Source organism: Pantoea sp. FN0307 (assembly GCF_050113815.1).
Taxonomy (GTDB): Bacteria; Pseudomonadota; Gammaproteobacteria; order Enterobacterales; family Enterobacteriaceae; genus Mixta; species Mixta alhagi.
Genome location: NZ_JBNJSO010000003.1, coordinates 344559 through 365842, shown reverse-complemented (window position 1 = coordinate 365842; position 21284 = coordinate 344559). Strand labels below are relative to the sequence as shown.

At 54.5% G+C, this 21284-nt stretch carries 22 protein-coding genes; 5 read left to right on the top strand and 17 right to left on the bottom strand.

Annotated features, from left to right (window positions below):
• Window positions 1–2 precede the first annotated feature (2 nt).
• Window positions 3–539, bottom strand: coding sequence for a type IV secretion protein Rhs (locus ACQE3Z_RS12160; protein ID WP_426974007.1), 537 nt, complete (start codon window positions 537–539; stop codon window positions 3–5).
• Between the two features lie 458 nt (window positions 540–997).
• On the opposite strand from ACQE3Z_RS12160, the gene ACQE3Z_RS12155 reads away from it, so the two are divergent.
• The gene (locus ACQE3Z_RS12155) at window positions 998–1495 is read left to right on the top strand and encodes a GNAT family N-acetyltransferase (protein ID WP_426974006.1); all 498 of its coding nucleotides are present in this window, start codon (window positions 998–1000) and stop codon (window positions 1493–1495) included.
• Between the two features lie 170 nt (window positions 1496–1665).
• On the opposite strand, the gene ACQE3Z_RS12150 is transcribed toward ACQE3Z_RS12155, so the two are convergent.
• Both ACQE3Z_RS12150 and ggt read right to left on the bottom strand, forming a co-directional pair.
• A complete protein-coding gene (locus tag ACQE3Z_RS12150) occupies window positions 1666–1875 on the bottom strand; it encodes a type II toxin-antitoxin system Phd/YefM family antitoxin (protein WP_426974005.1) in 210 nt (69 codons plus the stop codon).
• A 146-nt stretch (window positions 1876–2021) separates the two neighbouring features.
• Window positions 2022–3770 carry a gamma-glutamyltransferase gene (ggt, locus tag ACQE3Z_RS12145; RefSeq protein WP_426974004.1) on the bottom strand — a complete coding sequence of 583 codons (1749 nt, stop codon included), beginning with the start codon at window positions 3768–3770 and terminating at the stop codon, window positions 2022–2024.
• A 202-nt stretch (window positions 3771–3972) separates the two neighbouring features.
• On the opposite strand from ggt, the gene ACQE3Z_RS12140 reads away from it, so the two are divergent.
• On the top strand, window positions 3973–4269 hold the full coding sequence (locus ACQE3Z_RS12140) for a DUF2756 domain-containing protein (protein ID WP_426974003.1): 297 nt from the start codon (window positions 3973–3975) through the stop codon (window positions 4267–4269).
• 3 nt (window positions 4270–4272) lie between these two features.
• On the opposite strand, the gene ugpQ is transcribed toward ACQE3Z_RS12140, so the two are convergent.
• The 10 genes from ugpQ to ACQE3Z_RS12090 form a co-directional block, all read right to left on the bottom strand.
• Entirely contained in the window at window positions 4273–5010 is a 738-nt protein-coding gene (ugpQ, locus tag ACQE3Z_RS12135) for a glycerophosphodiester phosphodiesterase (protein WP_250651487.1), read from the bottom strand.
• Window positions 5007–6080: a sn-glycerol-3-phosphate import ATP-binding protein UgpC gene (locus tag ACQE3Z_RS12130; RefSeq protein WP_426974002.1), complete on the bottom strand. Its 1074-nt coding sequence runs from the start codon at window positions 6078–6080 to the stop codon at window positions 5007–5009. The genes ugpQ and ACQE3Z_RS12130 overlap by 4 nt, the downstream gene beginning before the upstream one ends.
• Window positions 6081–6083: 3 nt before the next feature.
• Window positions 6084–6929, bottom strand: a complete 846-nt coding sequence (gene ugpE, locus ACQE3Z_RS12125; protein ID WP_250651485.1) for a sn-glycerol-3-phosphate ABC transporter permease UgpE — start codon at window positions 6927–6929, stop codon at window positions 6084–6086.
• Window positions 6926–7813, bottom strand: coding sequence for a sn-glycerol-3-phosphate ABC transporter permease UgpA (gene ugpA / locus ACQE3Z_RS12120; protein ID WP_250651484.1), 888 nt, complete (start codon window positions 7811–7813; stop codon window positions 6926–6928). Before ugpA ends, ugpE begins: the two co-directional genes overlap by 4 nt.
• An 84-nt stretch (window positions 7814–7897) precedes the next feature.
• Entirely contained in the window at window positions 7898–9217 is a 1320-nt protein-coding gene (ugpB, locus tag ACQE3Z_RS12115; RefSeq protein WP_426974001.1) for a sn-glycerol-3-phosphate ABC transporter substrate-binding protein UgpB, read from the bottom strand.
• A 799-nt stretch (window positions 9218–10016) separates the two neighbouring features.
• Complete coding sequence (gene livF / locus ACQE3Z_RS12110; protein ID WP_250651482.1) at window positions 10017–10730, bottom strand: high-affinity branched-chain amino acid ABC transporter ATP-binding protein LivF; 714 nt, start codon at window positions 10728–10730, stop codon at window positions 10017–10019.
• Between the two features lies 1 nt (window position 10731).
• Window positions 10732–11499 carry a high-affinity branched-chain amino acid ABC transporter ATP-binding protein LivG gene (gene livG / locus ACQE3Z_RS12105; RefSeq protein WP_250651481.1) on the bottom strand — a complete coding sequence of 256 codons (768 nt, stop codon included), beginning with the start codon at window positions 11497–11499 and terminating at the stop codon, window positions 10732–10734.
• Window positions 11496–12770 (bottom strand): high-affinity branched-chain amino acid ABC transporter permease LivM, encoded by a 1275-nt coding sequence (locus tag ACQE3Z_RS12100; RefSeq protein WP_426974000.1) that lies wholly within the window; start codon window positions 12768–12770, stop codon window positions 11496–11498. The genes livG and ACQE3Z_RS12100 overlap by 4 nt, the downstream gene beginning before the upstream one ends.
• Complete coding sequence (livH, locus tag ACQE3Z_RS12095; protein ID WP_426973999.1) at window positions 12767–13693, bottom strand: high-affinity branched-chain amino acid ABC transporter permease LivH; 927 nt, start codon at window positions 13691–13693, stop codon at window positions 12767–12769. Before livH ends, ACQE3Z_RS12100 begins: the two co-directional genes overlap by 4 nt.
• Window positions 13694–13821: 128 nt before the next feature.
• Window positions 13822–14937, bottom strand: a complete 1116-nt coding sequence (locus ACQE3Z_RS12090; protein WP_426973998.1) for a branched-chain amino acid ABC transporter substrate-binding protein — start codon at window positions 14935–14937, stop codon at window positions 13822–13824.
• A gap of 403 nt (window positions 14938–15340) precedes the next feature.
• Between ACQE3Z_RS12090 and panM the strand changes: the two genes are divergently transcribed.
• The gene (panM, locus tag ACQE3Z_RS12085) at window positions 15341–15736 is read left to right on the top strand and encodes an aspartate 1-decarboxylase autocleavage activator PanM (RefSeq protein ID WP_426973997.1); all 396 of its coding nucleotides are present in this window, start codon (window positions 15341–15343) and stop codon (window positions 15734–15736) included.
• Between the two features lie 91 nt (window positions 15737–15827).
• Here the strand turns inward: panM and rpoH are convergent, their stop codons facing one another.
• From rpoH to ftsY, 4 genes are all read right to left on the bottom strand, one after another.
• Window positions 15828–16685: an RNA polymerase sigma factor RpoH gene (rpoH, locus tag ACQE3Z_RS12080; RefSeq protein ID WP_249893003.1), complete on the bottom strand. Its 858-nt coding sequence runs from the start codon at window positions 16683–16685 to the stop codon at window positions 15828–15830.
• A gap of 262 nt (window positions 16686–16947) precedes the next feature.
• Window positions 16948–17931 carry a permease-like cell division protein FtsX gene (gene ftsX, locus ACQE3Z_RS12075; protein WP_426973996.1) on the bottom strand — a complete coding sequence of 328 codons (984 nt, stop codon included), beginning with the start codon at window positions 17929–17931 and terminating at the stop codon, window positions 16948–16950.
• Window positions 17924–18589 carry a cell division ATP-binding protein FtsE gene (ftsE, locus tag ACQE3Z_RS12070; protein WP_249893001.1) on the bottom strand — a complete coding sequence of 222 codons (666 nt, stop codon included), beginning with the start codon at window positions 18587–18589 and terminating at the stop codon, window positions 17924–17926. Before ftsE ends, ftsX begins: the two co-directional genes overlap by 8 nt.
• A gap of 5 nt (window positions 18590–18594) precedes the next feature.
• Window positions 18595–20232, bottom strand: coding sequence for a signal recognition particle-docking protein FtsY (gene ftsY / locus ACQE3Z_RS12065; RefSeq protein ID WP_426973995.1), 1638 nt, complete (start codon window positions 20230–20232; stop codon window positions 18595–18597).
• 187 nt (window positions 20233–20419) lie between these two features.
• Between ftsY and rsmD the strand changes: the two genes are divergently transcribed.
• A complete protein-coding gene (rsmD, locus tag ACQE3Z_RS12060; RefSeq protein ID WP_250651476.1) occupies window positions 20420–21022 on the top strand; it encodes a 16S rRNA (guanine(966)-N(2))-methyltransferase in 603 nt (200 codons plus the stop codon).
• On the top strand, window positions 21012–21281 hold the full coding sequence (locus tag ACQE3Z_RS12055; RefSeq protein WP_250651475.1) for a DUF1145 family protein: 270 nt from the start codon (window positions 21012–21014) through the stop codon (window positions 21279–21281). Before rsmD ends, ACQE3Z_RS12055 begins: the two co-directional genes overlap by 11 nt.
• Window positions 21282–21284: the final 3 nt, after the last annotated feature.

The following is a 21284-nucleotide window of genomic DNA, read 5'->3' as shown; positions in this document are numbered from 1 at the left end:
GATTATCTCTGCCTGAGAAAATGGGTTAACACACGCTCATAATCCGTTTTGATGTTTGGGTGAGCTTCCCCTGTAAAAGTCCCAATAGATGGAAGTGACTTAAGCCACAGGCCATAGCCATATCGATAAAGCAAAAAATAATCAGCCACTATCTGCGCCTGCTGTTCCATAGTGTAATCATGTAAATATTTATTTTCAGTAAAATCATAATCATAATTGGCCGCCCAACTAAAAAGCCCGCGGGTTCTGACCCACATCCCTTTCTGATATTGCCAGACATGGGTCAGCTCATGGATAAACGTATGTTGTTTACCAATGTCGGAAATCGCTGAGAAGTCATGCGCATAGAAATAGTCACGCATGTATATCTCCCCGTTGGGCGCCATCGCTACATTTTGGCTCTGCAGGCCAAAAGGAAAATAGCTACCGTAGTGGATCCAAACCCGAGAGTAAACAATCGCATTACCAAATATTGTTTTAGCCATGTTGATTTCGCCCGGCGTCATCAGGCGTAAGCTTCCTTGTTTTGCATTTTTCATGACAGGTTGTCCATACCTTGCGGTTAATAAAATTAATAACATAAATAATGACAATTAAAATAATTAAACATTAGGGTAACTCTCTACCCTTAATGCATTAATAGCACCCTTTAGCGGGCCAGTTAATTAGCACAAAATAATACCCAACCGAAGTTTACGTCACTCCGTAATCTCAACAACTTATAATGCATGAAAGGCCAGATAGCGTTTAATTAGCGGGGGGGTGTTACGCGTTATCTTAATCAACCTGAGGTTGCCTTTTAAAATTCATCTGATGCATCCAGAAAGATCAATAACGCTATTACCGCAGCAAATCAACATTCATTTTATATCATTGGACATTCGTCTCACTTTTTTATAATGAAAGATTCCATTAAAACATACGCTTAATTTTATTGATTTTTTAACGCAACCACGCGAATGTAACTGATAAAACGGCCAGATAACGGAGGGATAATATGAGCAAGATTGTTGTACGTCACGTAGAACCGCAGGATGCGCACGCCCTGCAACAGCTTTATGCACAGGAAAGCAGCTTCCGGGACACTTTGCAGATTCCCTATCCCTCACTGGCTATGTGGCAAGAGCGCATCGCCCACCAACAGCCTGGTCACTATGCGTTGGTTGCCTGCATGGAGGAGCGTGTTGTGGGTAATTTAACGTTAGAGGTTAATCAGTCTCCACGCCGCCGCCACAGCGCCTCTTTTGGCCTCGGGGTTGATGCCAATGAGCGTGGTAAAGGCGTGGCGCAGGCGCTTATGCGTGCCATGATTGATTTATGCGATAACTGGCTGGCCGTAGAACGTATTGAGTTGACGGTGTATACCGATAATGACGCGGCGCTGGCGCTTTATCAGAAATTCGGTTTTGTGACTGAAGGCACGGCGCGTGACTATGCATTACGGGCGGGCGAACGGGTAGACGTACACTATATGGCGCGATTGCGTAAGCGTTAAAGGAAAGCGATCTTATTTGATTCCCCAGGGGTCAAGTAAGCCAGGCCCTATATCGATAAAATTTTTAATTTTTGGCGCCCCTGTTTTTCTTAATTCTGAAAAAACATTCGCACCCAGTAAATAACGCATCAGAAATCAAGGTCCCGGTTAATAATATCCCCACGCTCAGGTTAAAAATCTATAACAGCCGCTTCCGGCATCTGCAAGTCATCAAGAATACTTCTGCGTGAACCGCTGAGCTTTTTAAACTCTTCCCGGTTCAATAATACATATGCAATTTTACCGCGATCGGTAATATAAACTGGGCCATTCTGAGAGAACTTTTTCGCCTTTGAAGCTTCCTGATTAAAGGTGTGGCTGATGATTGTTGTAATAGTCATACCTTCACCTCACTGATAATAACGATGCTACAAATCATATGCATCACATCAAGAAGATTCCATTTATTAGACGGATTTTCGATAACTTCTTTTTATGTTTATCTTTTACGCCGTGCCGGAGCGCAGTTTTCCGACACGGCGTACCATTAATACCCTGCCGTTAAGTCATCTACCGTGCGTGGATCGGACGCGCCGTACAGCATGCCGTCAGGCCCGATCATAATGCTTTGCGTACTGCCCATCGCTGGCAATACTTCGACGTTCTGTGCTTTCGCGCTCAGCAATTTAAGCGTATCCGGGCTGAAACCTTTCTCAACGCGTAGCTGATCCGGCAGCCACTGATGATGGAATCGTGGCGCATTGGTGGCTTCAGCCACATTCATGCCAAAATCGATGCTGTTAACCACCATTTGCAGCACGGTGGTGATAATGCGGCTGCCGCCCGGACTGCCGGTAACCAGCCAGGTTTTGCCATCTTTCGCCACAATAGTTGGCGACATGGATGACAACGGACGCTTGCCTGGCTGAACGGCGTTGGCTTCTCCGCCGACCAGGCCATAAACGTTTGGCGTGCCCGGACGAGCGGAGAAGTCATCCATCTCATTGTTCAGCAGAATACCGCTTTTGCCCGCCACGATACCGCTGCCGAAATTAGTATTCAGCGTATAGGTCACCGCGACCGCATTGCCCTGCTTATCCACCACCGAAAAGTGCGTGGTCTGGTTGCTCTCATACGGCTCCAGTTTGCCCGGCTTGATCTCTGTTGAAGGCCGCGCTTTGGCAATATCAATCTGCTGCGCCAGCGATTTCGCATAGGCTTTGCTGGTGAGCGCCTGCCACGGCACCTTAACAAAATCGGGATCGCCCAGATATTCCGAGCGATCGGCGTAGGCATATTTTTCTGCTTCAGCCATTACCTGCATCGCGTCAGCGCTGCCGAAGCCCATTTTTGCCAGATCGAAGTTTTCCAGGATATTCAGGATCTGCACAATATGAATACCGCCGGATGAGGGCGGCGGCATGGAGAAGACCTGATAGCCACGATAGCTGCCGCTAATCGGCTGGCGCTCTACGGCGCGGTAGCTGGCTAAATCCGCTTTGCTAATCAGCCCGCCGTGCTGCGCCATCTCTGCGGCGATCTGATCGGCAATCTCCCCTTTGTAGAAGGCGTCCGCTCCCTGTTGTGCAATCAGCGACAGGCTGTGTGCCAGATTCGCCTGCACCAGACGTTCGCCTTTCTGGTAAGGCGTGCCGTCCGGCTTAAAGAAAATAGCTTTGCTGTTTTCATGCGACAGCAACACCTCTTTGCCATAGCTATTCAGATCGTCAGCCAGCGCATCGTTCACAATGATACCCTTGCGCGCCAGCTCAACGGCAGGCTGTACCAGCTGACTTAGCGGCAGCGTACCGTATTTTTGGGCGGCCAGCGCAAAGCCCGCCACCGTGCCGGGCGTACCGGAAGCCAGCGGCGAGGTCAGGGAAAGTTTGCTGTCCGCATTACCCTGTTTATCCAGAAACATATCCCGGCTGGCGCGAGCGGGTGCCACTTCACGAAAATCGATAGCCGTGGTACGGCCAGAAGCGGTGCGCAGCAGCATAAAGCCCCCGCCGCCCAGGTTGCCCGCCTGCGGATGGGTTACCGCCAGCGCAAAACCCACCGCCACGGCGGCATCCACCGCATTGCCGCCCTGACGCAAAATATCCACGCCAATTTGCGTGGCGGTCTCATCCACTGATGCTACCATCCCCTGCTTCGCCCGAACCGGATGAAAGGTATCCGCTTCGATACCATAGGAAACCGGTGGGGCATTTTGTACCAGCGCCAGCGCCGATCCGCCCCAAAGCAGCGTCAGCAACGCAGCTGTAAGCCGCCATCCCTTTACTTTTTTCTGCATACCATCACCTTTGTTGTTGTGTTTACATTGTGTTTACTTTTCTTAAACTTGCACAAAATAAGCATAAAAAGCGAGCCTTAACGCAAATTAGCATCCAGTGACAGGCCGATCGCGGAAGGTGAGTTAAACTTAGATTGGGCAACACACAGCGATGCCGCTCTGGCGTCGTCTCCGCCGCGTTGCCAATGAAGGAGAACAGCAAGTGAAAAAACTACTGATGATTTTTATCGCTCTGCTGCCGCTAAGCGGCATGGCGAATACGCTGAACAACAACAACCCTAACCAGCCGGGTTACAACCCAAGCCAGCAGCGTCTGCAAACCCAGATGCAAACGCGTCAAACGCAGCAGCAAAACAAGTTACGTATGGATCAGCAGCAGCAGACGCAGCAAATGCAGCGTCGCATGCAAGAACAGCGGAACAACACGCAGCAGCGCGTTTTACAGTCGCAGCCCGGCAGCAATACGCCGCCGCCGGTTTATCAGAACAACACGCAGTAATCTTTAAAAATCGGGGCCAATAATATCGATGCGATCGGTACAGATCGCATCCACGCCCCACTCCAGCAGCGTCCGCGCACGTTCGGGCTGATTCACGGTATAAACCAGAATTCTCAGCCCAGCCTGTTTAATCGCGGCAGTACGCTCCGCATCCAGCAAGCGATGGTTCAGGTGAACAGAGACACAATCCAGCGCCTGGGTCATTGCCTGCCACTCTTCATGCCATTCGTCCAGCAGCAGTCCGCGCGGCAGTTCCGGCGCGGCCTGCATCGCCGCCTCCAGCGCCACCACTGAAAATGACGAAAGCAGCGGCGCGGTTTCCCCTTGCCACAGCTCACGCGCCGCCAGCGCGATCGCTTTTCCGGTCTGCGCCTCATAACCGGTAGTAGGCTTGATTTCAATATTCGCCATCAGATGATGCTGGCGGCAGCGCGCCGCAACGGCCTCCAGCAGCGGCAGGCGCTCGTTGCTAAACGCTGAGCTAAACCAGCCGCCGGCATCCAACTGAGCTAACTGATGCCACGGCATCTCACCCGCAATGCCCCAGCCGTTGCTGGTGCGATCGAGCGTGTCGTCGTGCAGCAGGAAAATATGCTCATCGCGCGACAGTTTGGCATCAAACTCAATCATGGTATGACCGTAACGCGCACCGGTATCAATTGCCGCCAGCGTGTTTTCCGGTGCCAGCTTGCCGCCGCCGCGATGGGCAACAATATGAGGATAAGGCCACTCTTTGTTCATTCCAGACGCGCTCCCTGTTTAGCTGAAAAAAAATGCAGCGCCTCCACAGGCAGATGCAGCCATAGGGTGCTGCCTGGTGCGGGACGCTCAAGATGCGGCAAGCGTACCACAAGGCGCTGGTCGCCCCACTTTCCGTGCGCCAGATTATCTGCGCCAAGGATCTCCAGCGTTTCGACAACCAGCGGAATGCCGCCCGCCTCGCGACTGCTGAGCTTGATATGTTCCGGGCGAATGCCCAGCGTCACCGCCTGATTCGCCCACTGGGTTTTCGCCACGGCCAGCGGCAGCGCCAGATTATCGCCCAGAACAAACGCGTTGCCGTCGCGGCTAAAGCTGCCTTCCAGCAGATTCATCGCTGGCGAGCCGATAAAGCTGGCGACGAAGCGCGTTGCCGGACGCTCATAAACCTCAACCGGCGTGCCGACCTGTTCGACAACGCCTTTATTCATCACCATCACGCGTTCCGCCAGCGTCATCGCCTCCACCTGGTCGTGGGTGACATACAGGCTGGTGGTGCGCAGCCGACGATGCAACAGCTGTAGTTCCAGGCGCATCTGAACGCGCAGCCGCGCATCCAGGTTAGAGAGCGGCTCATCAAACAGAAATACCGCCGGTTCGCGCACAATTGCACGCCCCATCGCCACGCGCTGACGCTGACCACCAGAAAGCTCGCGCGGCCGCCTTTTCAGCAGCGCATCCAGCTCCAGACTACGTGCCGCCTCCAGCACCCGCTGGCGGATCAGCTCGCGTCCCATGCCGCGAATTTTCAGGCCGTAGGCCATGTTCTCTTCAACCGTCATATGCGGATAGAGCGCATAGTTCTGGAAGACCATCGCAATGCCGCGATCTTTTGGTTCCAGCTCCGTGACCCGCTGCGTATTGATATAGATGTCGCCGCTGCTAACGCGCTCCAGCCCGGCGACCATACGCAGCAGCGTCGATTTACCACAGCCGGAAGGCCCGACCATCACCATAAATTCGCCGTCGCCTATCACCACGTCCAGCGGCTGAATAATTTGCTGCTTGCCGTCATAAGACTTGGTAACGGCCTGAAGGGTTACTGCTGCCATAGTTTATTTCTCACTCTCGACCAAACCACGCACAAACGCCCGCTGCATCACCATTACCACCACTACCGGCGGGATCAGCGTTAACAGCATTGCCGCCATCACCAGATTCCATTGGGTCGTGCCTTCGCCTGAAGAGATCATGCTGCGAATGCCTGCGACCGCCGTGCCCATTTTTGTTTCGCTGGTAATCAGAATCGGCCACAAATACTGGTTCCAGCCGTAGATAAAGGTGATAACAAAAAGCGCCGCCAGGTTGGTACGTGACAGCGGCAGCACAATGTCACGAAAGAAGCGCATCGGGCCTGCCCCATCGATGCGCGCCGCCTCCATGAGCTCATCCGGCAGCGACATAAAGAACTGACGGAACAAAAAAGTGGCGGTCGCTGAGGCCATCAGCGGAAGCGTCAGGCCGCTGTAGCTATCGAGTAGCTGAAGGTTAGCTACCACCTCCACCGTAGGGAAAATACGCACCTCAACCGGCAGCATCAGCGTGATAAAAATCATCCAGAACACCAGGTTGCGTAACGGAAAGCGAAACCAGACCAGCGCAAAAGCGGAAAGCATCGACACGGTGATTTTGCCGAAGGTAATACCCAGCGCCATCAGCGTACTGTTAAACAACAGCACGCTCATTGGCGCGCTATTGCTGCTGACGCCGTGCAGCCAAATCTCACGCAGGTTGTGCCATAACTGAGTGCCCGGCACCAGGCTCATCGGCACCTGAAAAATCTGTTGGTTATCCAGCGTGGCGGCCACAAAGGCGACCCAGAGCGGGAACAAAATGGTCAGAATGCCCAACGCCAGCATAACGTGGCTGAAAATATCCAGCCCGCGACGATTCTCAATCATTGATAACGCACCTTACGCTCGACATAGCGGAACTGAATAATGGTTAAGACAATCACCAGGAACATCAGCACCACCGACTGCGCCGCCGATGAAGAGAGATCGAGACCGGCAAAACCTTCCCGATAAATCTTATAAATCAGCGTGGTGGTAGCCTGTACCGGACCGCCCTGCGTGGCGGCGTCAATTACCGGGAAGGTATCAAAGAAGGCGTAAACCAGGTTTACCACCAGCAGAAAGAAGCTGACCGGCGCGATCAGCGGCAGCGACAGATGAAAGAAGCGACGTACCGGCCCCGCGCCATCAATCGCGGCCGCTTCAACCAGCGAACGCGGGATCGATTGCAGCGCAGCGAAGAAAAACAGGAAGTTGTAGCTGATCTGCTGCCATACCGAGGCCAGCACCACCAGAAACATCGCCTGGCCGCTGTTCTGTGCGTGGTTCCAGTTGTAACCAATGCTCTGCAGAAAGTGGGTGATCAACCCGATGCCGGGGTTAAATAAAAACATCCACAGTACGGCGGCGATAGCTGGCGCAACCGCATAGGGCAGCAGCAGCAGCGTCTGATAAAAGCGTTTCAGGCGCAGCACATGATCCGTCAGCGCGGCGAACAGCAGCGAAATCACCAGCCCAAAGCCGGTCACCAGCGCGCTAAAGATCAGCGTGGTCCAGAAGGATTCAAGATAATAGTTGTCATCCAGCAATCGGCTAAAGTTCTCCAGCCCGACAAAGGTACTGGAAAAGCCAAAGGGATCCACGCTTTGTACTGAGTACCAGAGCGCTTCACCGGCTGGCCAGATAAAAAAGATCAGGGTTATAAGCAGCTGAGGGAAAACCAGTACCCAGGGAAGCCAGCGTGACTGGAAAACGGGACGAGAACTCGACATGCAGTAATTCCATAACAGATCGGCACAAGCGGTGCGTGACAGGATGAGGTGATAGCCGGACCGCCGCAGCGGCCCGGCATCTGCTTACTTCACCTGTTGTTCGAAACGACGCAGCAGCAGGTTGCCGCGCTGGACGGCAGAATCCAGTGCGGCCTGCGGCGTTTTGCTGCCGCTCCAGACGCCTTCCAGCTCTTCATCAACAATGGTGCGGATCTGCGGCATATTGCCGAGGCGTAAGCCTTTGGTGAAAGGCAACGGTGGCTTATTCAGCATCTGACGCGTGGCGATATCCGCGCCTGGGTTCTTCTCATAGAAGCCCTGCTGGCGCGTCAGATCGTAAGCGGCGCGGGTAATGGGCAGATAGCCGGTTTTCTGATGCCATTCGGCAGCGTTTTCCGGCAGAGCGAGATACTGTAAAAACTCCGCCACGCCTTTGTAGGTGGCGCTGTCTTTGCCCTGCATTACCCACAGGCTGGCTCCGCCGATGATGGCGTTCTGCGGCGCGGAAGGCACGCTTTCGTCATACGGCATCATGCCAACGCCATAATTGAATTTGGCATGCTGACGAATATCTGCCAGCGAGCCGGATGAGGCGGTGGTAATCGCACAGTCGCCGTTATAGAACTTTTCGGTAGACTCATCCTTACGGCCAAAGTAGGTGAAGTCCCCTTTTTTGTTCATCTCTTGCAGCATGGCGATATGGCGCACCTGTTCCGGCTTATTGAAAATCAGCTCGGCGCTGGTGCCACCAAAACCATTGTCCTCGGTGGCCACCGGCAAACCGTGCCAGGCGCTGAAGTTTTCAATTTGGATCCAGCCCTGCCAGCCGCTGGCGTAGCCGCACTTCATGCCTGCTTTTCGCAGTGCCGCCGTATCTTTTGCCAGCTGCTGCCAGGTTTTAGGCGGCTGTTCAGGATCTAAGCCCGCTTTCTTAAAGGCGTCTTTGTTGTAATAAAGCACCGGCGTGGAGCTGTTAAACGGCTGCGACAGCAGGTGTCCGCTTTTCGCATCGGTGTAGTAACCCGCGACCGTCGGCACAAACTGCGATTCATCGAATTTGATGCCTGCATCATTAAACACTTCATAGACCGGCTTGATCGCTTTAGAAGCCATCATGGTGGCAGTGCCGACCTCGTAAACCTGCAGAATCGCCGGCGCTTTGCCGGTACGTACCGCAGCGATACCGGCCGCCAGGCTCTGTTCATAGTTGCCTTTATAAACCGGTACGATTTTATAATCGGGGTGCGCCTGGTTAAAACGTTGTGCCAGTGAGTCGACTTCTTTGCCTAATTCGCCTTCCATAGAGTGCCAGAACGGAATTTCCGTCGCGGCCAGGGTGTTGCCGCTCAGTGCCAGCCCCAGCACCATGCTGAGGGCGGTATGACGAAACGTAAAGGAGGACATAGCGTTTTCCTGTGACATTGTAGGTGTGCGTAACAACACGCTTTTTTAGTTCGCAACGTAACATGACACGGAAAAATGACGGTGAGATAACCAGCAGATGACGGAAAAATGACGGCGAGGTTGCACTGGGTGAACGGAGACGGGCGCTAAACGACAAGGATTTCGCGGGACAGGCGGAGACGCAAGCGAGGCCGCTGGACAGGCGGGGAAACAAGCGAGGCTGCTGGACAGGCGGGGGGAAGCAAGCGAGGCTGCTGGACAGGCGGGGGGAAGCAAGCGGGGTTCCGGCCTTACGTAAAGACGCAACTGCCGTCATCCATGACCGGCTCGACCCGCGCCTTCCATGGCGCGGGACGCTTTACTCCTGGCCGGAACCCCGCTTGCCCTGGGCTTCAGCGTCGTCTGTTTAAGACATCCCAGGTCTTGAGTATCGCCTGCTTACGGCTTTCTCGGGCTTCAGCGTCATCTGCTTAAGACATTCCCAGACTTGAGTATCGCCTGCTTACGGCTTTCTCGGGCTTCAGCGTCATCTGCTTAAGACATTCTCAGACTTGAGTATCGCCTGCTTACGGCTTTCTCGGGCTTCAGCGTCGTCTGCTTAAGACATCCTAGGCCTTGAGTATCGCCTGCTTACGGCTTTCTCGGGCTTCAGCGTCATCTGCTTAAGACATCCTAGGCCTTGAGTATCGCCTGCTTACGGCTTTCTCGGGCTTCAGTGTCATCTGCTTAAGACATCCTCAAACTTGAGTAACGCCTGCTTACAGCTTTCCCGGGCTTCGGCGTTGCCTGCGGTGCGATATCAGGCACCCAGGTAAGCGCTGCGGACTGCCTCGTTAGCCAGCAGCGCGTCACCGCTGTCTTCCAGCACCACGTGACCGTTCTCCAGTACGTAGCCGCGATCGGCCAGCTTTAACGCCTGATTGGCGTTTTGCTCCACCAGGAAGATAGTCATGCCCTCCTGACGCAGCTGCTCAATGGTATCGAAGATCTGTTGAATGATAATTGGTGCCAGCCCCAGCGAAGGCTCATCCAGCAGCAGCAGTCGCGGCTGGCTCATCAGCGCACGACCAATCGCCAGCATTTGCTGTTCGCCGCCCGACATGGTGCCCGCGCGCTGAATGCGCCGCTCATGCAGACGTGGAAACAGCTCGTAAACCTGCGCAATTCGCTGTTGGTATTGCTGGCGGCTGGCGAAGAAGCCGCCCATCGCCAGATTCTCCTCCACCGTCATCCGCGAGAACACCCGGCGTCCTTCCGGCACGATGGCAATCGCCTCACGCATAATGCGTGCCGTTTGCCAGTCGGTGATCGCTTTGCCATCAAAGGTAATGGTGCCTTCAGAGGCGCGCGGCTCGCCACACAGGGTGCCCAACAGAGTGGTTTTTCCCGCTCCGTTCGCGCCAATCAGCGTGACGATTTCGCCCTGGTTAATCTCCAGGCTAACCTGGTGCAGCGCCTGGATTTTGCCATAATGCGCGCTGACCTTGCTAAGCGTTAACATCGGATTCGCCATTTTATGCCTCACCTAAATATGCGCGGATCACGTCCGGATTGTTACGGATCTCTTCCGGCGTGCCGTTTGCCAACGGCGTTCCCTGGTTAACCACATAGATGCGATCGGAAATACCCATTACCAGCTTCATATCATGCTCAATAAGCAGCACCGTGACCTTATGCTCGCCGCGCAGCTCCGCAATCAGCTCATCCAGCTCATGGGTCTCTTTCGGGTTAAGGCCCGCCGCAGGCTCATCCAGCATCAGAATTTCCGGACGCGTTACCATACAACGGGCAATTTCCAGCCGACGCTGCTGACCGTAGGCCAGATTGCCCGCCTGCCGGTTAGCCATCTCCAGCAGCCCAACACGCTGTAGCCAGTTGGCGGCCTGATCCAGCGCCTCGTTTTCGCTACGCCGGAAAGCAGGCGTTTTCAACAGGCCGGCAAACAGGCCGCTTTTCAGATGCTGATGCTGTGCCACCAGCAGGTTTTCGATCACCGTCATTTCGCGAAACAGGCGGACGTGCTGGAAGGTACGCACGATGCCCATGCGTGCAATCTGTTGGCCCGGCAACCCGGCCAGCTGGCGATCGCCTAAGCGAATCGATCCGCCGGTCGGCTTATAAAAACCAGTCAGGCAGTTAAACACCGTGGTTTTTCCCGCCCCGTTAGGACCAATCAGCGACACGATCTCTTGCGGATGCAACTCCAGCGCCACGTTATTGACCGCCAGCAGGCCGCCAAAGCGCATCATCAGGCCTTCCACCGTTAATAAAGGCTGACTCATGCCTGCTCTCCTTGTTGATCGCGCTTCAGCTTCAGATGCGGACGCTGCATCGGCAATAATCCCTGCGGACGCCAAATCATCATCAGCACCATCAGCGCGCCCAGCACTAACATGCTGTATTCATTCAGGTCACGCATCAGCTCACGCGAAACCACCAGCAGGATCGCCGCCAGAATCACCGCAAACTGCGAGCCCATGCCGCCCAACACCACAATCGCCAGTACAAAGGCCGATTCGGCAAAGGTAAAGGATTCCGGGCTGATAAAGCCCTGACGAGCGGCAAACAGGCTGCCGGCAAAACCAGCAAATGCGGCGCTGATGGTGAAAGCGGTGAGCTTGATGCGCGTTGGGCTGAGGCCCAAAGAGCGACAGGCGATTTCATCTTCACGCAGCGCTTCCCAGGCGCGGCCCAGCGGCATGCGCAGCAGACGGTTGATGACAAACAGCGTCAGCACCACCAGCAACAGCGCTACCAGATAAAGGAAGATAATGCGGTCGCTGGGGTCATATTTCAGGTTGAAGAAGTGGTGAAACGTATCCCAGCCGCCGTCACGCGGGCTGCGATTAAACTCCAGGCCGAAAAAGGTGGGCTTGGGGATCTGGCTGATACCGTTCGGGCCGCCGGTAATAGCGGTGTTGTTTAACAGCAGAATACGGACAATCTCGCCGAACCCGAGCGTAACGATCGCCAGATAATCGCCGCGCAGGCGCAGTACCGGAAAGCCCAGCAGCAGGCCAAACAGCGCGGAAACCAGCCCCGCCAGCGGCAAGCATTGCCAGAAGCCCAGCCCGTAATAGTGGTTAAGCAAGGCAAAGGTATAAGCACCGATGGCGTAAAATCCGCCATAGCCCAGTACCAGCAGGCCGGAAAGCCCTACCACTACGTTCAGTCCCAGCCCAAGCATGACGTAAATCAGCGTCAGCGTGGCAATGTCCACCGTGCCGCGTGAAACGATAAACGGCCAGATAACCGCCGCCGCGATAAGCAGCAGCGCCAGTAGCTTCTGCTTTGGCGTACTGCCGTCAAAGCTCGGCAGCACAAAACCGCTATGGCCGCTGCGTTTCAGGCGGCGTCCCACCAGTGGACGCAGCAGCTGGAAAACAAACACCACGGCGCAGCCGATGGCGATCCAGCTCCAGCGCACGCTGCCCGCATTGTTGACCACCAGCCGCGTACCGTCGAGATTAAGACGCATGCCCATAAAGAATGCGGCAAGTATCAACAGCATCAGCGCCGAAATAACGGCATTAAAAAAGTGAGCGGGCTTCATACTTTTTCTACCTCCGGACGACCCAGGATCCCCGTCGGCATCACCAGCAGCACCACGATCAGCAGCGCAAAAGAGACCACATCTTTATATTCGGTGCTGAAATAGGCGGAGGTCAGCGCTTCGGCGATGCCTAACACCAGGCCGCCCAGCATCGCGCCGGGAATACTGCCGATGCCGCCCAGTACCGCAGCGGTAAAGGCCTTCATGCCCGCCATAAAGCCGATATAGGGGTTAATGACGCCATAAAACTGCCCCAGCAGCACGCCTGCAACCGCCGCCATCGCCGCGCCGATCACAAAGGTCAGGGAAATCACCCGGTCGGTGTTGATCCCCAGCAAACTGGCCATTTTTAAATCTTCCGCGCAGGCGCGGCAGGCGCGGCCCATGCGTGAATAGCGGATAAACAGCGTCAACGCCAGCATGGCGAGGAAGGTTACCAGCCAGATAATCACCTGCATGGTGCTGATGGTAGCGGCAAACCCATTGCTCTCGCCCAGCGTTATTTGCCCGCTGACCAGGCCCGGCAAGGCGAGATCGCGCGAGCCCTGCGTCAGGCTGACATAGTTTTGCAGGAAGATAGACATACCGATGGCAGAGATCAGTGCAATCAGGCGTTTCGAGGAGCGCACCGGCCTGTAGGCGACACGCTCAATGCTCCAGCCGTAAGCGCTGGCGATCACGATTGCCGCCAGGAAACCGGCACCAATCAATACCCAACCGACATCAATGCCAGCCATCATCAGGGCGGCAATCACAATAAACGAGACATAGCTGCCGATCATATACACTTCGCCATGCGCGAAGTTGATCATGCCGATAATGCCGTACACCATGGTATAGCCAATGGCGATCAGCGCGTAGGTGCTGCCTAAGGTCACGCCATTAAGCAACTGCTGAAGAAAATAGAGAAACTGCTCGGACATAAGATAAACCCCAACAAAACTGCGCAGATCACTCCCGCAGCGAAAAAACGTCCGTCTTCACAACGTGCAGGATAGAACAGGGGTCAGGCACGCCTGACCCCGGACTGCCGGCTCTTACAGAGTACGCTTTATTTCACGGCAGTTGAGGTGCCGTCGGCGTGCCATTTGAATACGCCAAATTCAAACCCTTTCAGGTCACCTTTTTGATCCCAGCTCAGGTTGCCCATCACGGTCGGCACCGGCTGGCCCTCTTTCAGGTTTTTAGCGATATCCGCAGGCTCTTCGCTTTTGCTACGTTCTATACCGGCAACCAGCGACTGCAGCGCCGCGTAGGTCGTCCAGACGAACGGACCGGTAGCGTCCAGCTTTTTAGCCTTGATCGCGTTAACAATCGGCTGGTTTTCCTCTACCTGGTCATAGCGTTTCGGCAGAGTCACCAGCATCCCTTCGGACGCTGCGCCAGCGATATTAGAGAGAGAAGCGTTGCCGACTCCTTCCGGTCCCATGAACTGCGTTTTCAGACCAGCTGCGCGTGCCTGACGCAGAATCTGGCCCATTTCCGGGTAGTAACCGCCAAAGTAAACGAAATCGATATTTTCTTTTTTCAGGCGCGCAATCAGCGTAGAGAAATCTTTATCACCTGCGGTGATCCCTTCAAACATCGCAACTGGCGCATTGGCTTTTTTCAGGCTCTCCTGTACCGAGCGCGCCAGCCCTTCACCGTACTGCTGCTTGTCATGCACGATGGCAATGCGCTGGGGTTTAAGCGTGTCGAGAATATATTTGGCGGCAGTCGGCCCCTGATCGGAATCCAGACCGGTGGTGCGCATAATCAGCTGATAGCCACGGGAAGTCAGATCGGCTGCGGTGGCGGCAGGCGTAATCATCAGGACGCCTTCGTCTTCATAGATATCGGAAGCGGGCTGCGTGGAAGAAGAGCAAAGATGACCAATAACATAACGGATGCCTTCGTTGATCACTTTGTTAGCAACCGCGACCGCCTGCTTGGGATCGCAGGCGTCATCATATTTCACCGCCACCAGCTTATTGCCATTTATGCCGCCTTTGGCGTTGATGTCGGCAATCGCCTGGGTAGCACCGGTAAATTGCATATCGCCGTACTGCGCGACCGGACCGGACATCGCACCAACGATGGCGACTTTAACATCTTCCGCCAGCGCAGCCTGACTCATAGCCAGCGCCATACATCCTGCCAGCATCATGCGACCTTTACTTATCTTCATCCTGATTTCCCCATCTGTTGTGACTGTTGTGATGTGCGTTGTGGTTATTTTGGGCGGGTTATAGAACAAAACTTGTTTAATGTTAACGAGTTAGGAATATAATCACGCTATTTTTATCAATAAGGCTTTATTTTTCAGTCCATTAAACAGGAATTTTATTCTGTAAATCAACTGAGATAATCAAAATATCGCCTTTGCTACAGGACAATCATCTGGCAGTTATGGTGGCATTTTAGCCGTTCGCCCAGCGCATTATGCTGGCACTGTGGTTGGTATTAAGTGTTTACCCGGAATATCAGGGCAGCAACAAACAGATTGCTTTGTTTTCGTACAGAAAAAGTTACACGTCATTTTTTGAACATTTTCGCTACAATATGCCTTTTAACCAGGGGCCGGTTATTTCATGAAATTGACAATTATTCGCCTGCAACATCTGGGCGCGCAGGATCGTACTGATCTCGGTAAGATTTGGCCTGGCGTTGACTGTGATGCGCTGGAAAAAAAGCTAAACGAAAATCATCGGCTTTACGCCGCGCGTTTTAATGAGCGGTTGCTGGCAGCGGTGGAATTAGAAATTCGCGGTACGCTGGGCGAGCTGTCAAAGCTGGAAGTCAGGGAGGTGACCCGTCGACGTGGCGTTGGCCACTATTTGATCGAGGAAGTGATAGCGCAGAATCCGTCGCTGACGCACTGGTGGATTGCTGATGACGGCAAGGCCGATCAGCAGGTTATTGCTGCCTTTATGCAGGCCTGCGGCTTTCGTACTCAGGCTGACGGCTGGGTCTATAACGTCGAGTAAAGCCGTGCTTTTTGCTGAAGGCGCTTAATGCCGCCGAAAGATAGCCATAAAAAAGGGCGGCCTGTTAAGCCGCCCTGACCGCAACAGAGCATTACGCTTCTATTGCCATCCGCAATTTCTTCATTGCGTTTTTCTCAAGCTGACGCACGCGCTCCGCCGAAACGCCATATTTATCGGCCAGCTCCTGCAGCGTGGTTTTATTGTCATCATCCAGCCAACGTGCGCGAATAATATGCTGGCTGCGCTCGTCCAGTCCCTGTAGCGCGTCGCTCAGTTTATCAGCCGCATGGTTTTCCCAGTTATCTTCCTCAATGCCGTCGGCAAAGTCAGATGTTTTATCCTGGAGATAAAGCACCGGGGCCATGCTTTTGCCTTCTCCTGACTCATCTTCAGAGGTCAGATCGAAAGTCATATCCTGAGCGGCCATGCGCGATTCCATCTCGCGCACGTCTTTACTGCTCACGCCCAGCTCACGCGCCACCATTTCCACTTCATCCTGATTAAACCAGCCCAGCCGCTGCTTGGTTTTGCGCAGGTTAAAGAACAGTTTGCGCTGTGCCTTGGTGGTCGCGACCTTCACGATGCGCCAGTTACGCAGCACATATTCGTGAATTTCCGCTTTGATCCAGTGAACAGCAAACGAGACCAGGCGAACCCCAACTTCAGGATTAAAGCGACGTACCGCTTTCATCAGGCCGATATTGCCTTCCTGAATCAGATCCGCCTGCGGCAGGCCGTAGCCCGCGTAGTTACGAGCGATATGAACAACAAAGCGGAGGTGAGACAGGATCAGCGTTTTAGCCGCATCCAGATCGCCCTGGTAATGCAGCCGTTCAGCCAGCGCTTTTTCCTCTTCTGCCGTTAGCATCGGCCAGGTGTTGGCAGCCCGAATATAAGATTCCAGGTTACCAAGAGGAGCAATAGCTAAAGTGTGCATTTCTTTGGTCATTCAAACCCTCACATAATTATTAAAATTGCCGCACGATTCCCTTTTGCGCGATTCACCAGGTTACAGGAATCAGCAAGGAAACCCCAAAGCAATCTGTGCTGCCTCATTAGAAAATGAAGTTATCCACAAGTTCAATTTACAACGTGAATATTTTACACACAAGATACGGACGATATGATTGTGACAGACAGGGAGAAATCCGAGCGGATTTCCTCTGCAGCACAAACGTCATGCAGCAGAGGAAGATTATACCAAAAAATCGCTACTGTGGCGTAAAACGACGTAAATGTTGTACCGTCGCCAGCCAGGCCGCTATCCAGCCAATCATCGCCGACAGCAACAGCAGCAGCAGGCTCTCATCCCACGACAGCCCGCTCAGGCGGAAAGTCGTGCCAAACACTGCTGCCACCTGAGCAACCACCGACTCAAGGCGGAAAACCAAAATTTCAGACAAAATCAGTGACAGCAATGCCCCGCCGAACCCCAGCAGCGCACCGCCATACAGAAAAGGACGCAGGATAAAGCCGTCGGTCGCGCCGATTAGCTTTTGCACGTTAATCGTATCGCGTCGGGCAAAGATGCTAAGGCGTACGCTGTTGCCGATCACCAGAAATACCGCCACCAGCATCAGGATGCCGATCATGGTCGCAACCTGCCCGACCAGGCCCGTCAGCGCAGCCAGACGCGCAAACCAGCTATCGTCCATGCGCACCTCATCCACACCTTCAACATGCTGCACGCGATCGCGCAGCGTTTGCAGCGTTTTCTCGTTCTGGAAATTCATTTCCGGGGTAATGATCACCACCGCCGGCAATGGATTCTGCTCCAGCATATCAAGCGCGCCGCCAAAGCCTGACCAGTTACGAAACTCGCCCAACGCCTCTTCGCGCGACAGATAGTTAACTTTCGCTACGCCCGGCTCTTTCTTCAGCGTCGCTACAACGTTTTCCGCCGCGCTGTCATCCAGCGTTTTTGACAGGTAAAGCGTCAGCTGCGGTGCCGGATACCATTGCTCCGCCGCCTGGCTGACGTTTTTCCATACCATATAGCAGACGCTGGGCAGCGTCAGCGAGATGGCAATTACCATCACCGTTAACAGCGTGGCCAACGGCTGACGCCACATATTGGAGAGCGTGCCGCGCCAGGCGTAACGCCACTGCTCCTGCCAGCCGCCCTTCAGCGCTTTGCTTTTCGACGGCTGTTTGGTTTTTGGCGCCGGTACGCGCTTGTTGCGTTTATTAGCCACGATCGCCTCCGTGCAGTCTTCCATTGCTGAGCGTCATTACCCGATAGTTGCGGCGGCCAATTAAGCCCATATCGTGCGTAGCCATCAGCACCGTTACGCCCACGCGGTTGAACTCTTCAAACAGCCGCAAAATATCATTCGACAGCGCATCATCCAGGTTACCGGTCGGCTCATCCGCCAGCAGCACCGCAGGCTTGTTAACCACGGCGCGTGCTATCCCAACGCGCTGCTGCTCGCCGCCCGAAAGCTGAATCGGAAAGTTTTTCGCTTTGTCGAGAAGGCCAACCTTATCCAGCGCCGCCGAAACGCGGCGGCGAATATCTTCCCCGCTCGCCCCGGCAATAATCAGCGGGATCGCCACATTGTCATAGACCGTGCGGTCCATCAGCAAATGGTGATCCTGAAAGATCATGCCGATCTGACGGCGCAGAAAAGGCACCTCGCTATTTTTCAGGCGGCTAATATCGTGGCCGCTAAACCAGATATGGCCCGCGCTGGGACGTTCAATGCCACAAATCAGCTTCAACAGGGTACTTTTCCCTGCGCCGGAATGGCCGGTCAGAAACGCCATCTCGCCCGGATGCAGATGAAAATCTACCCCTTGCAGCGCTTGCCGACCGCCGAGATAAGCCTTACTGACCTCTTCAAAGCGAATCATCCTGGTTAATCCTCTCGGGCAAACAGTGCCTCAATAAAATCTTCGGCCTTAAATGGCCGTAAATCATCGATGCCTTCTCCAACACCGATAAAACGAATCGGGATGCCAAACTGGTCCGCGACGGAGAAGATGACGCCACCTTTTGCCGTACCATCCAGTTTAGTCAGCGTAATCCCGGTCAGACCTACTGCTTCATGGAACAGCTTAGTCTGACTCACCGCATTTTGACCGGTGCTGGCGTCAATCGTCAGCATCACCTCGTGCGGCGCGTTTTCATCCAGCTTTTTCATTACGCGCGTGATTTTTTTCAGCTCTTCCATCAGATGCGCTTTATTCTGCAAACGACCTGCGGTATCGGCGATCAATACATCCACGCCGCGTGCTTTAGCCGCCTGGATCGCATCGAAAATCACCGAGGCGGAATCCGCACCGGTATGCTGCGCCACCACCGGAATATGGTTGCGTTCGCCCCATACCTGTAGCTGCTCGACCGCCGCCGCGCGGAAAGTATCGCCCGCCGCCAGCATCACCGACTTGCCTTCGGCCTGGTACTGACGCGCCAGCTTACCGATAGTGGTGGTTTTACCCACGCCGTTCACGCCAACCATCAAAATAACAAACGGCGTTTTGCCCGCCATATCCAGCGGCGCTTCAACCTTATGCAGAATCTCGGCCATTTCCGTTTTTAACAGGCCATAGAGCGCCTCGGCGTCACGCAGCTGTTTGCGGTTTGCCTGCTGCGTAAGACTGCTGATAATGCGCTGCGTGGTATCGACGCCAACATCCGCAATGAGCAGCTGTTCTTCCAGCTCTTCAAACAGTTCGTCATCGATTTTTTTGCCACGGAACAGACTGATAAAGCCGGAACCGAGGTTCTGCCGCGTTTTTACCAGGCTGCGCTTTAAGCGGGCAAAGAAGCCCTCTTTGGTCGGACGCTCCTGCTCAACGGGCGCGGCAACGCTCTCCGCCTCTTCTTCCGGGGCTGCGGCCAGCGCCAGCGCGGCTAATTCCTCATCGGAAAGCGGCGCCTCATCCCGTTCTTCTTCGGTTGGGGTCAGCGCTACCGCTGCTGCAACTTCCGCAGCAACCACGGCATCTTTCTCTTCGGCAGGCGCGGTTTCTTGCGCCAGCACTTCGTCTACCTGCTCAATCCGAGCCTCTTCCGGCAGGATCTCTTCTTCCACCGGCATAGCGGTATCAACCGGCTGCGCCTCTTCCGGCAGGAGCTCTTCTTCCACCGGCGCAACGGCATCAACCGGCTGCGTCTGTTCCGGCAGGAGTTCTTCTTCCACCGGCGCAACGGCATCAACCGGCTGCGTCTCTTCCGGCAGGAGCTCTTCTTCCACCTGCGCAACGGCATCAACCGGCTGCGTCTCTTTCAGCAGGATCTCTTCTTCTGCTGACGCAACAGCCTCTGTTTTCGCTTCTTGCGGCTGCGCTTCGCGCGCTACGGCTTCAGTTGTCGCCACGATCCCGGCAGCCAGCTTCCCGGCGTCCGGTTTTTCGGCCGCAGGCTCTGGGTTTTCGGCCGCGTTTTCCGCTTGATCCGTTAACGTCTCTTTTTGTTCTTCTGACTGCGCAGGCGTTTCTTCACGACCAAAACCCAGCCAGGAAAAAAAGCCACGCTTTTTCTCTTTTGCCATTGTGTGACTACACTCCTCGATGGCTTTCATCCGGTCGTCTGTTGCGCCGGGCTGAAAAAATAACCTGATAAAGAATTCATTAGTCTAACACTTTCCAGCGAGCGCAACACCAGCACCCTTTTTAACGTTTCCTCAACCGCTTTCGCCCGTTAAACTACGCAACAAATTATGACGAGTTGTGAGCATCATGAATAAAAAACCCCAGGGCGGTGCCGGACAAATCCGCATAATTGGCGGACAGTGGCGCGGTCGAAAACTGCCGGTTCCGGACAGCGCCGGATTGCGACCTACCACCGATCGGGTACGCGAAACGTTGTTCAACTGGCTGGCACCCGATATTCAGCAGGCGCGTTGCCTGGACTGTTTCGCGGGTAGCGGCGCGCTCGGGCTGGAGGCGCTGTCACGCTATGCCGGTTCAGCGACGCTGCTGGAGCTGGAAAAGCCGGTAGCCCAGCAGCTGACGCAAAACTTGCAAACGCTGAAAGCCAGCAATGCCCAGGTGATTCAGACCAACGCGCTCAGCTGGCTGGCGCAGCAGGGCGAACCCTACCACATCGTGTTTATCGATCCGCCTTTCCGCAAAGGTCTGCTGGAGCAGACGCTTCAGCTGCTGGAGAACAATCACTGGCTGGCTGATGAGGCGTTGATTTACGTGGAAAGCGAAGTAGAAAACGGCGCGCCGCCGGTGCCGGTTAACTGGCAGCTGCATCGGGAAAAAATCGCCGGGCAGGTTGCCTACCGCTTATATCGCCGCGCAGGCGTCTCACAGGAGCAGGAAGATGTGGCTTAATCTGGGTCGATTGTTAATGGTGTTCGTTTGGGCGTTTCTGTTGCTGAATATCGTGCACCCTTTTCCCAAACCACTGACATATTTTGTTAACGTTGCGCTGATTTTTATGGTGTTGATGCATGGCCTGCAGCTGGTATTGCTGAAAGCCACACAGCCAAAAGATGGCGTTAAGCTAAGCCGCATCACCCAGATTAAGATCTTCTTTTTCGGCGTGTTTGAGCTGCTCGCCTGGCAGAAAAAACACTATCCCGGGCAATAACGC

What these genes read in the sequence shown, in the direction of transcription:
- ACQE3Z_RS12160 (WP_426974007.1), bottom strand. Translation starts at nt 539, where the DNA reads ATGAAAAATGCAAAACAAGGAAGCTTACGCCTGATGACGCCGGGCGAA.
- ACQE3Z_RS12155 (WP_426974006.1), top strand. Translation starts at nt 998, where the DNA reads ATGAGCAAGATTGTTGTACGTCACGTAGAACCGCAGGATGCGCACGCC.
- ACQE3Z_RS12150 (WP_426974005.1), bottom strand. Translation starts at nt 1,875, where the DNA reads ATGACTATTACAACAATCATCAGCCACACCTTTAATCAGGAAGCTTCA.
- ggt (WP_426974004.1), bottom strand. Translation starts at nt 3,770, where the DNA reads ATGCAGAAAAAAGTAAAGGGATGGCGGCTTACAGCTGCGTTGCTGACG.
- ugpQ (WP_250651487.1), bottom strand. Translation starts at nt 5,010, where the DNA reads ATGAACAAAGAGTGGCCTTATCCTCATATTGTTGCCCATCGCGGCGGC.
- ACQE3Z_RS12130 (WP_426974002.1), bottom strand. Translation starts at nt 6,080, where the DNA reads ATGGCAGCAGTAACCCTTCAGGCCGTTACCAAGTCTTATGACGGCAAG.
- ugpE (WP_250651485.1), bottom strand. Translation starts at nt 6,929, where the DNA reads ATGATTGAGAATCGTCGCGGGCTGGATATTTTCAGCCACGTTATGCTG.
- ugpA (WP_250651484.1), bottom strand. Translation starts at nt 7,813, where the DNA reads ATGTCGAGTTCTCGTCCCGTTTTCCAGTCACGCTGGCTTCCCTGGGTA.
- ugpB (WP_426974001.1), bottom strand. Translation starts at nt 9,217, where the DNA reads ATGTCCTCCTTTACGTTTCGTCATACCGCCCTCAGCATGGTGCTGGGG.
- livF (WP_250651482.1), bottom strand. Translation starts at nt 10,730, where the DNA reads ATGGCGAATCCGATGTTAACGCTTAGCAAGGTCAGCGCGCATTATGGC.
- livG (WP_250651481.1), bottom strand. Translation starts at nt 11,499, where the DNA reads ATGAGTCAGCCTTTATTAACGGTGGAAGGCCTGATGATGCGCTTTGGC.
- ACQE3Z_RS12100 (WP_426974000.1), bottom strand. Translation starts at nt 12,770, where the DNA reads ATGAAGCCCGCTCACTTTTTTAATGCCGTTATTTCGGCGCTGATGCTG.
- livH (WP_426973999.1), bottom strand. Translation starts at nt 13,693, where the DNA reads ATGTCCGAGCAGTTTCTCTATTTTCTTCAGCAGTTGCTTAATGGCGTG.
- ACQE3Z_RS12090 (WP_426973998.1), bottom strand. Translation starts at nt 14,937, where the DNA reads ATGAAGATAAGTAAAGGTCGCATGATGCTGGCAGGATGTATGGCGCTG.
- panM (WP_426973997.1), top strand. Translation starts at nt 15,341, where the DNA reads ATGAAATTGACAATTATTCGCCTGCAACATCTGGGCGCGCAGGATCGT.
- rpoH (WP_249893003.1), bottom strand. Translation starts at nt 16,685, where the DNA reads ATGACCAAAGAAATGCACACTTTAGCTATTGCTCCTCTTGGTAACCTG.
- ftsE (WP_249893001.1), bottom strand. Translation starts at nt 18,589, where the DNA reads ATGATTCGCTTTGAAGAGGTCAGTAAGGCTTATCTCGGCGGTCGGCAA.
- ftsY (WP_426973995.1), bottom strand. Translation starts at nt 20,232, where the DNA reads ATGGCAAAAGAGAAAAAGCGTGGCTTTTTTTCCTGGCTGGGTTTTGGT.
- rsmD (WP_250651476.1), top strand. Translation starts at nt 20,420, where the DNA reads ATGAATAAAAAACCCCAGGGCGGTGCCGGACAAATCCGCATAATTGGC.
- ACQE3Z_RS12055 (WP_250651475.1), top strand. Translation starts at nt 21,012, where the DNA reads ATGTGGCTTAATCTGGGTCGATTGTTAATGGTGTTCGTTTGGGCGTTT.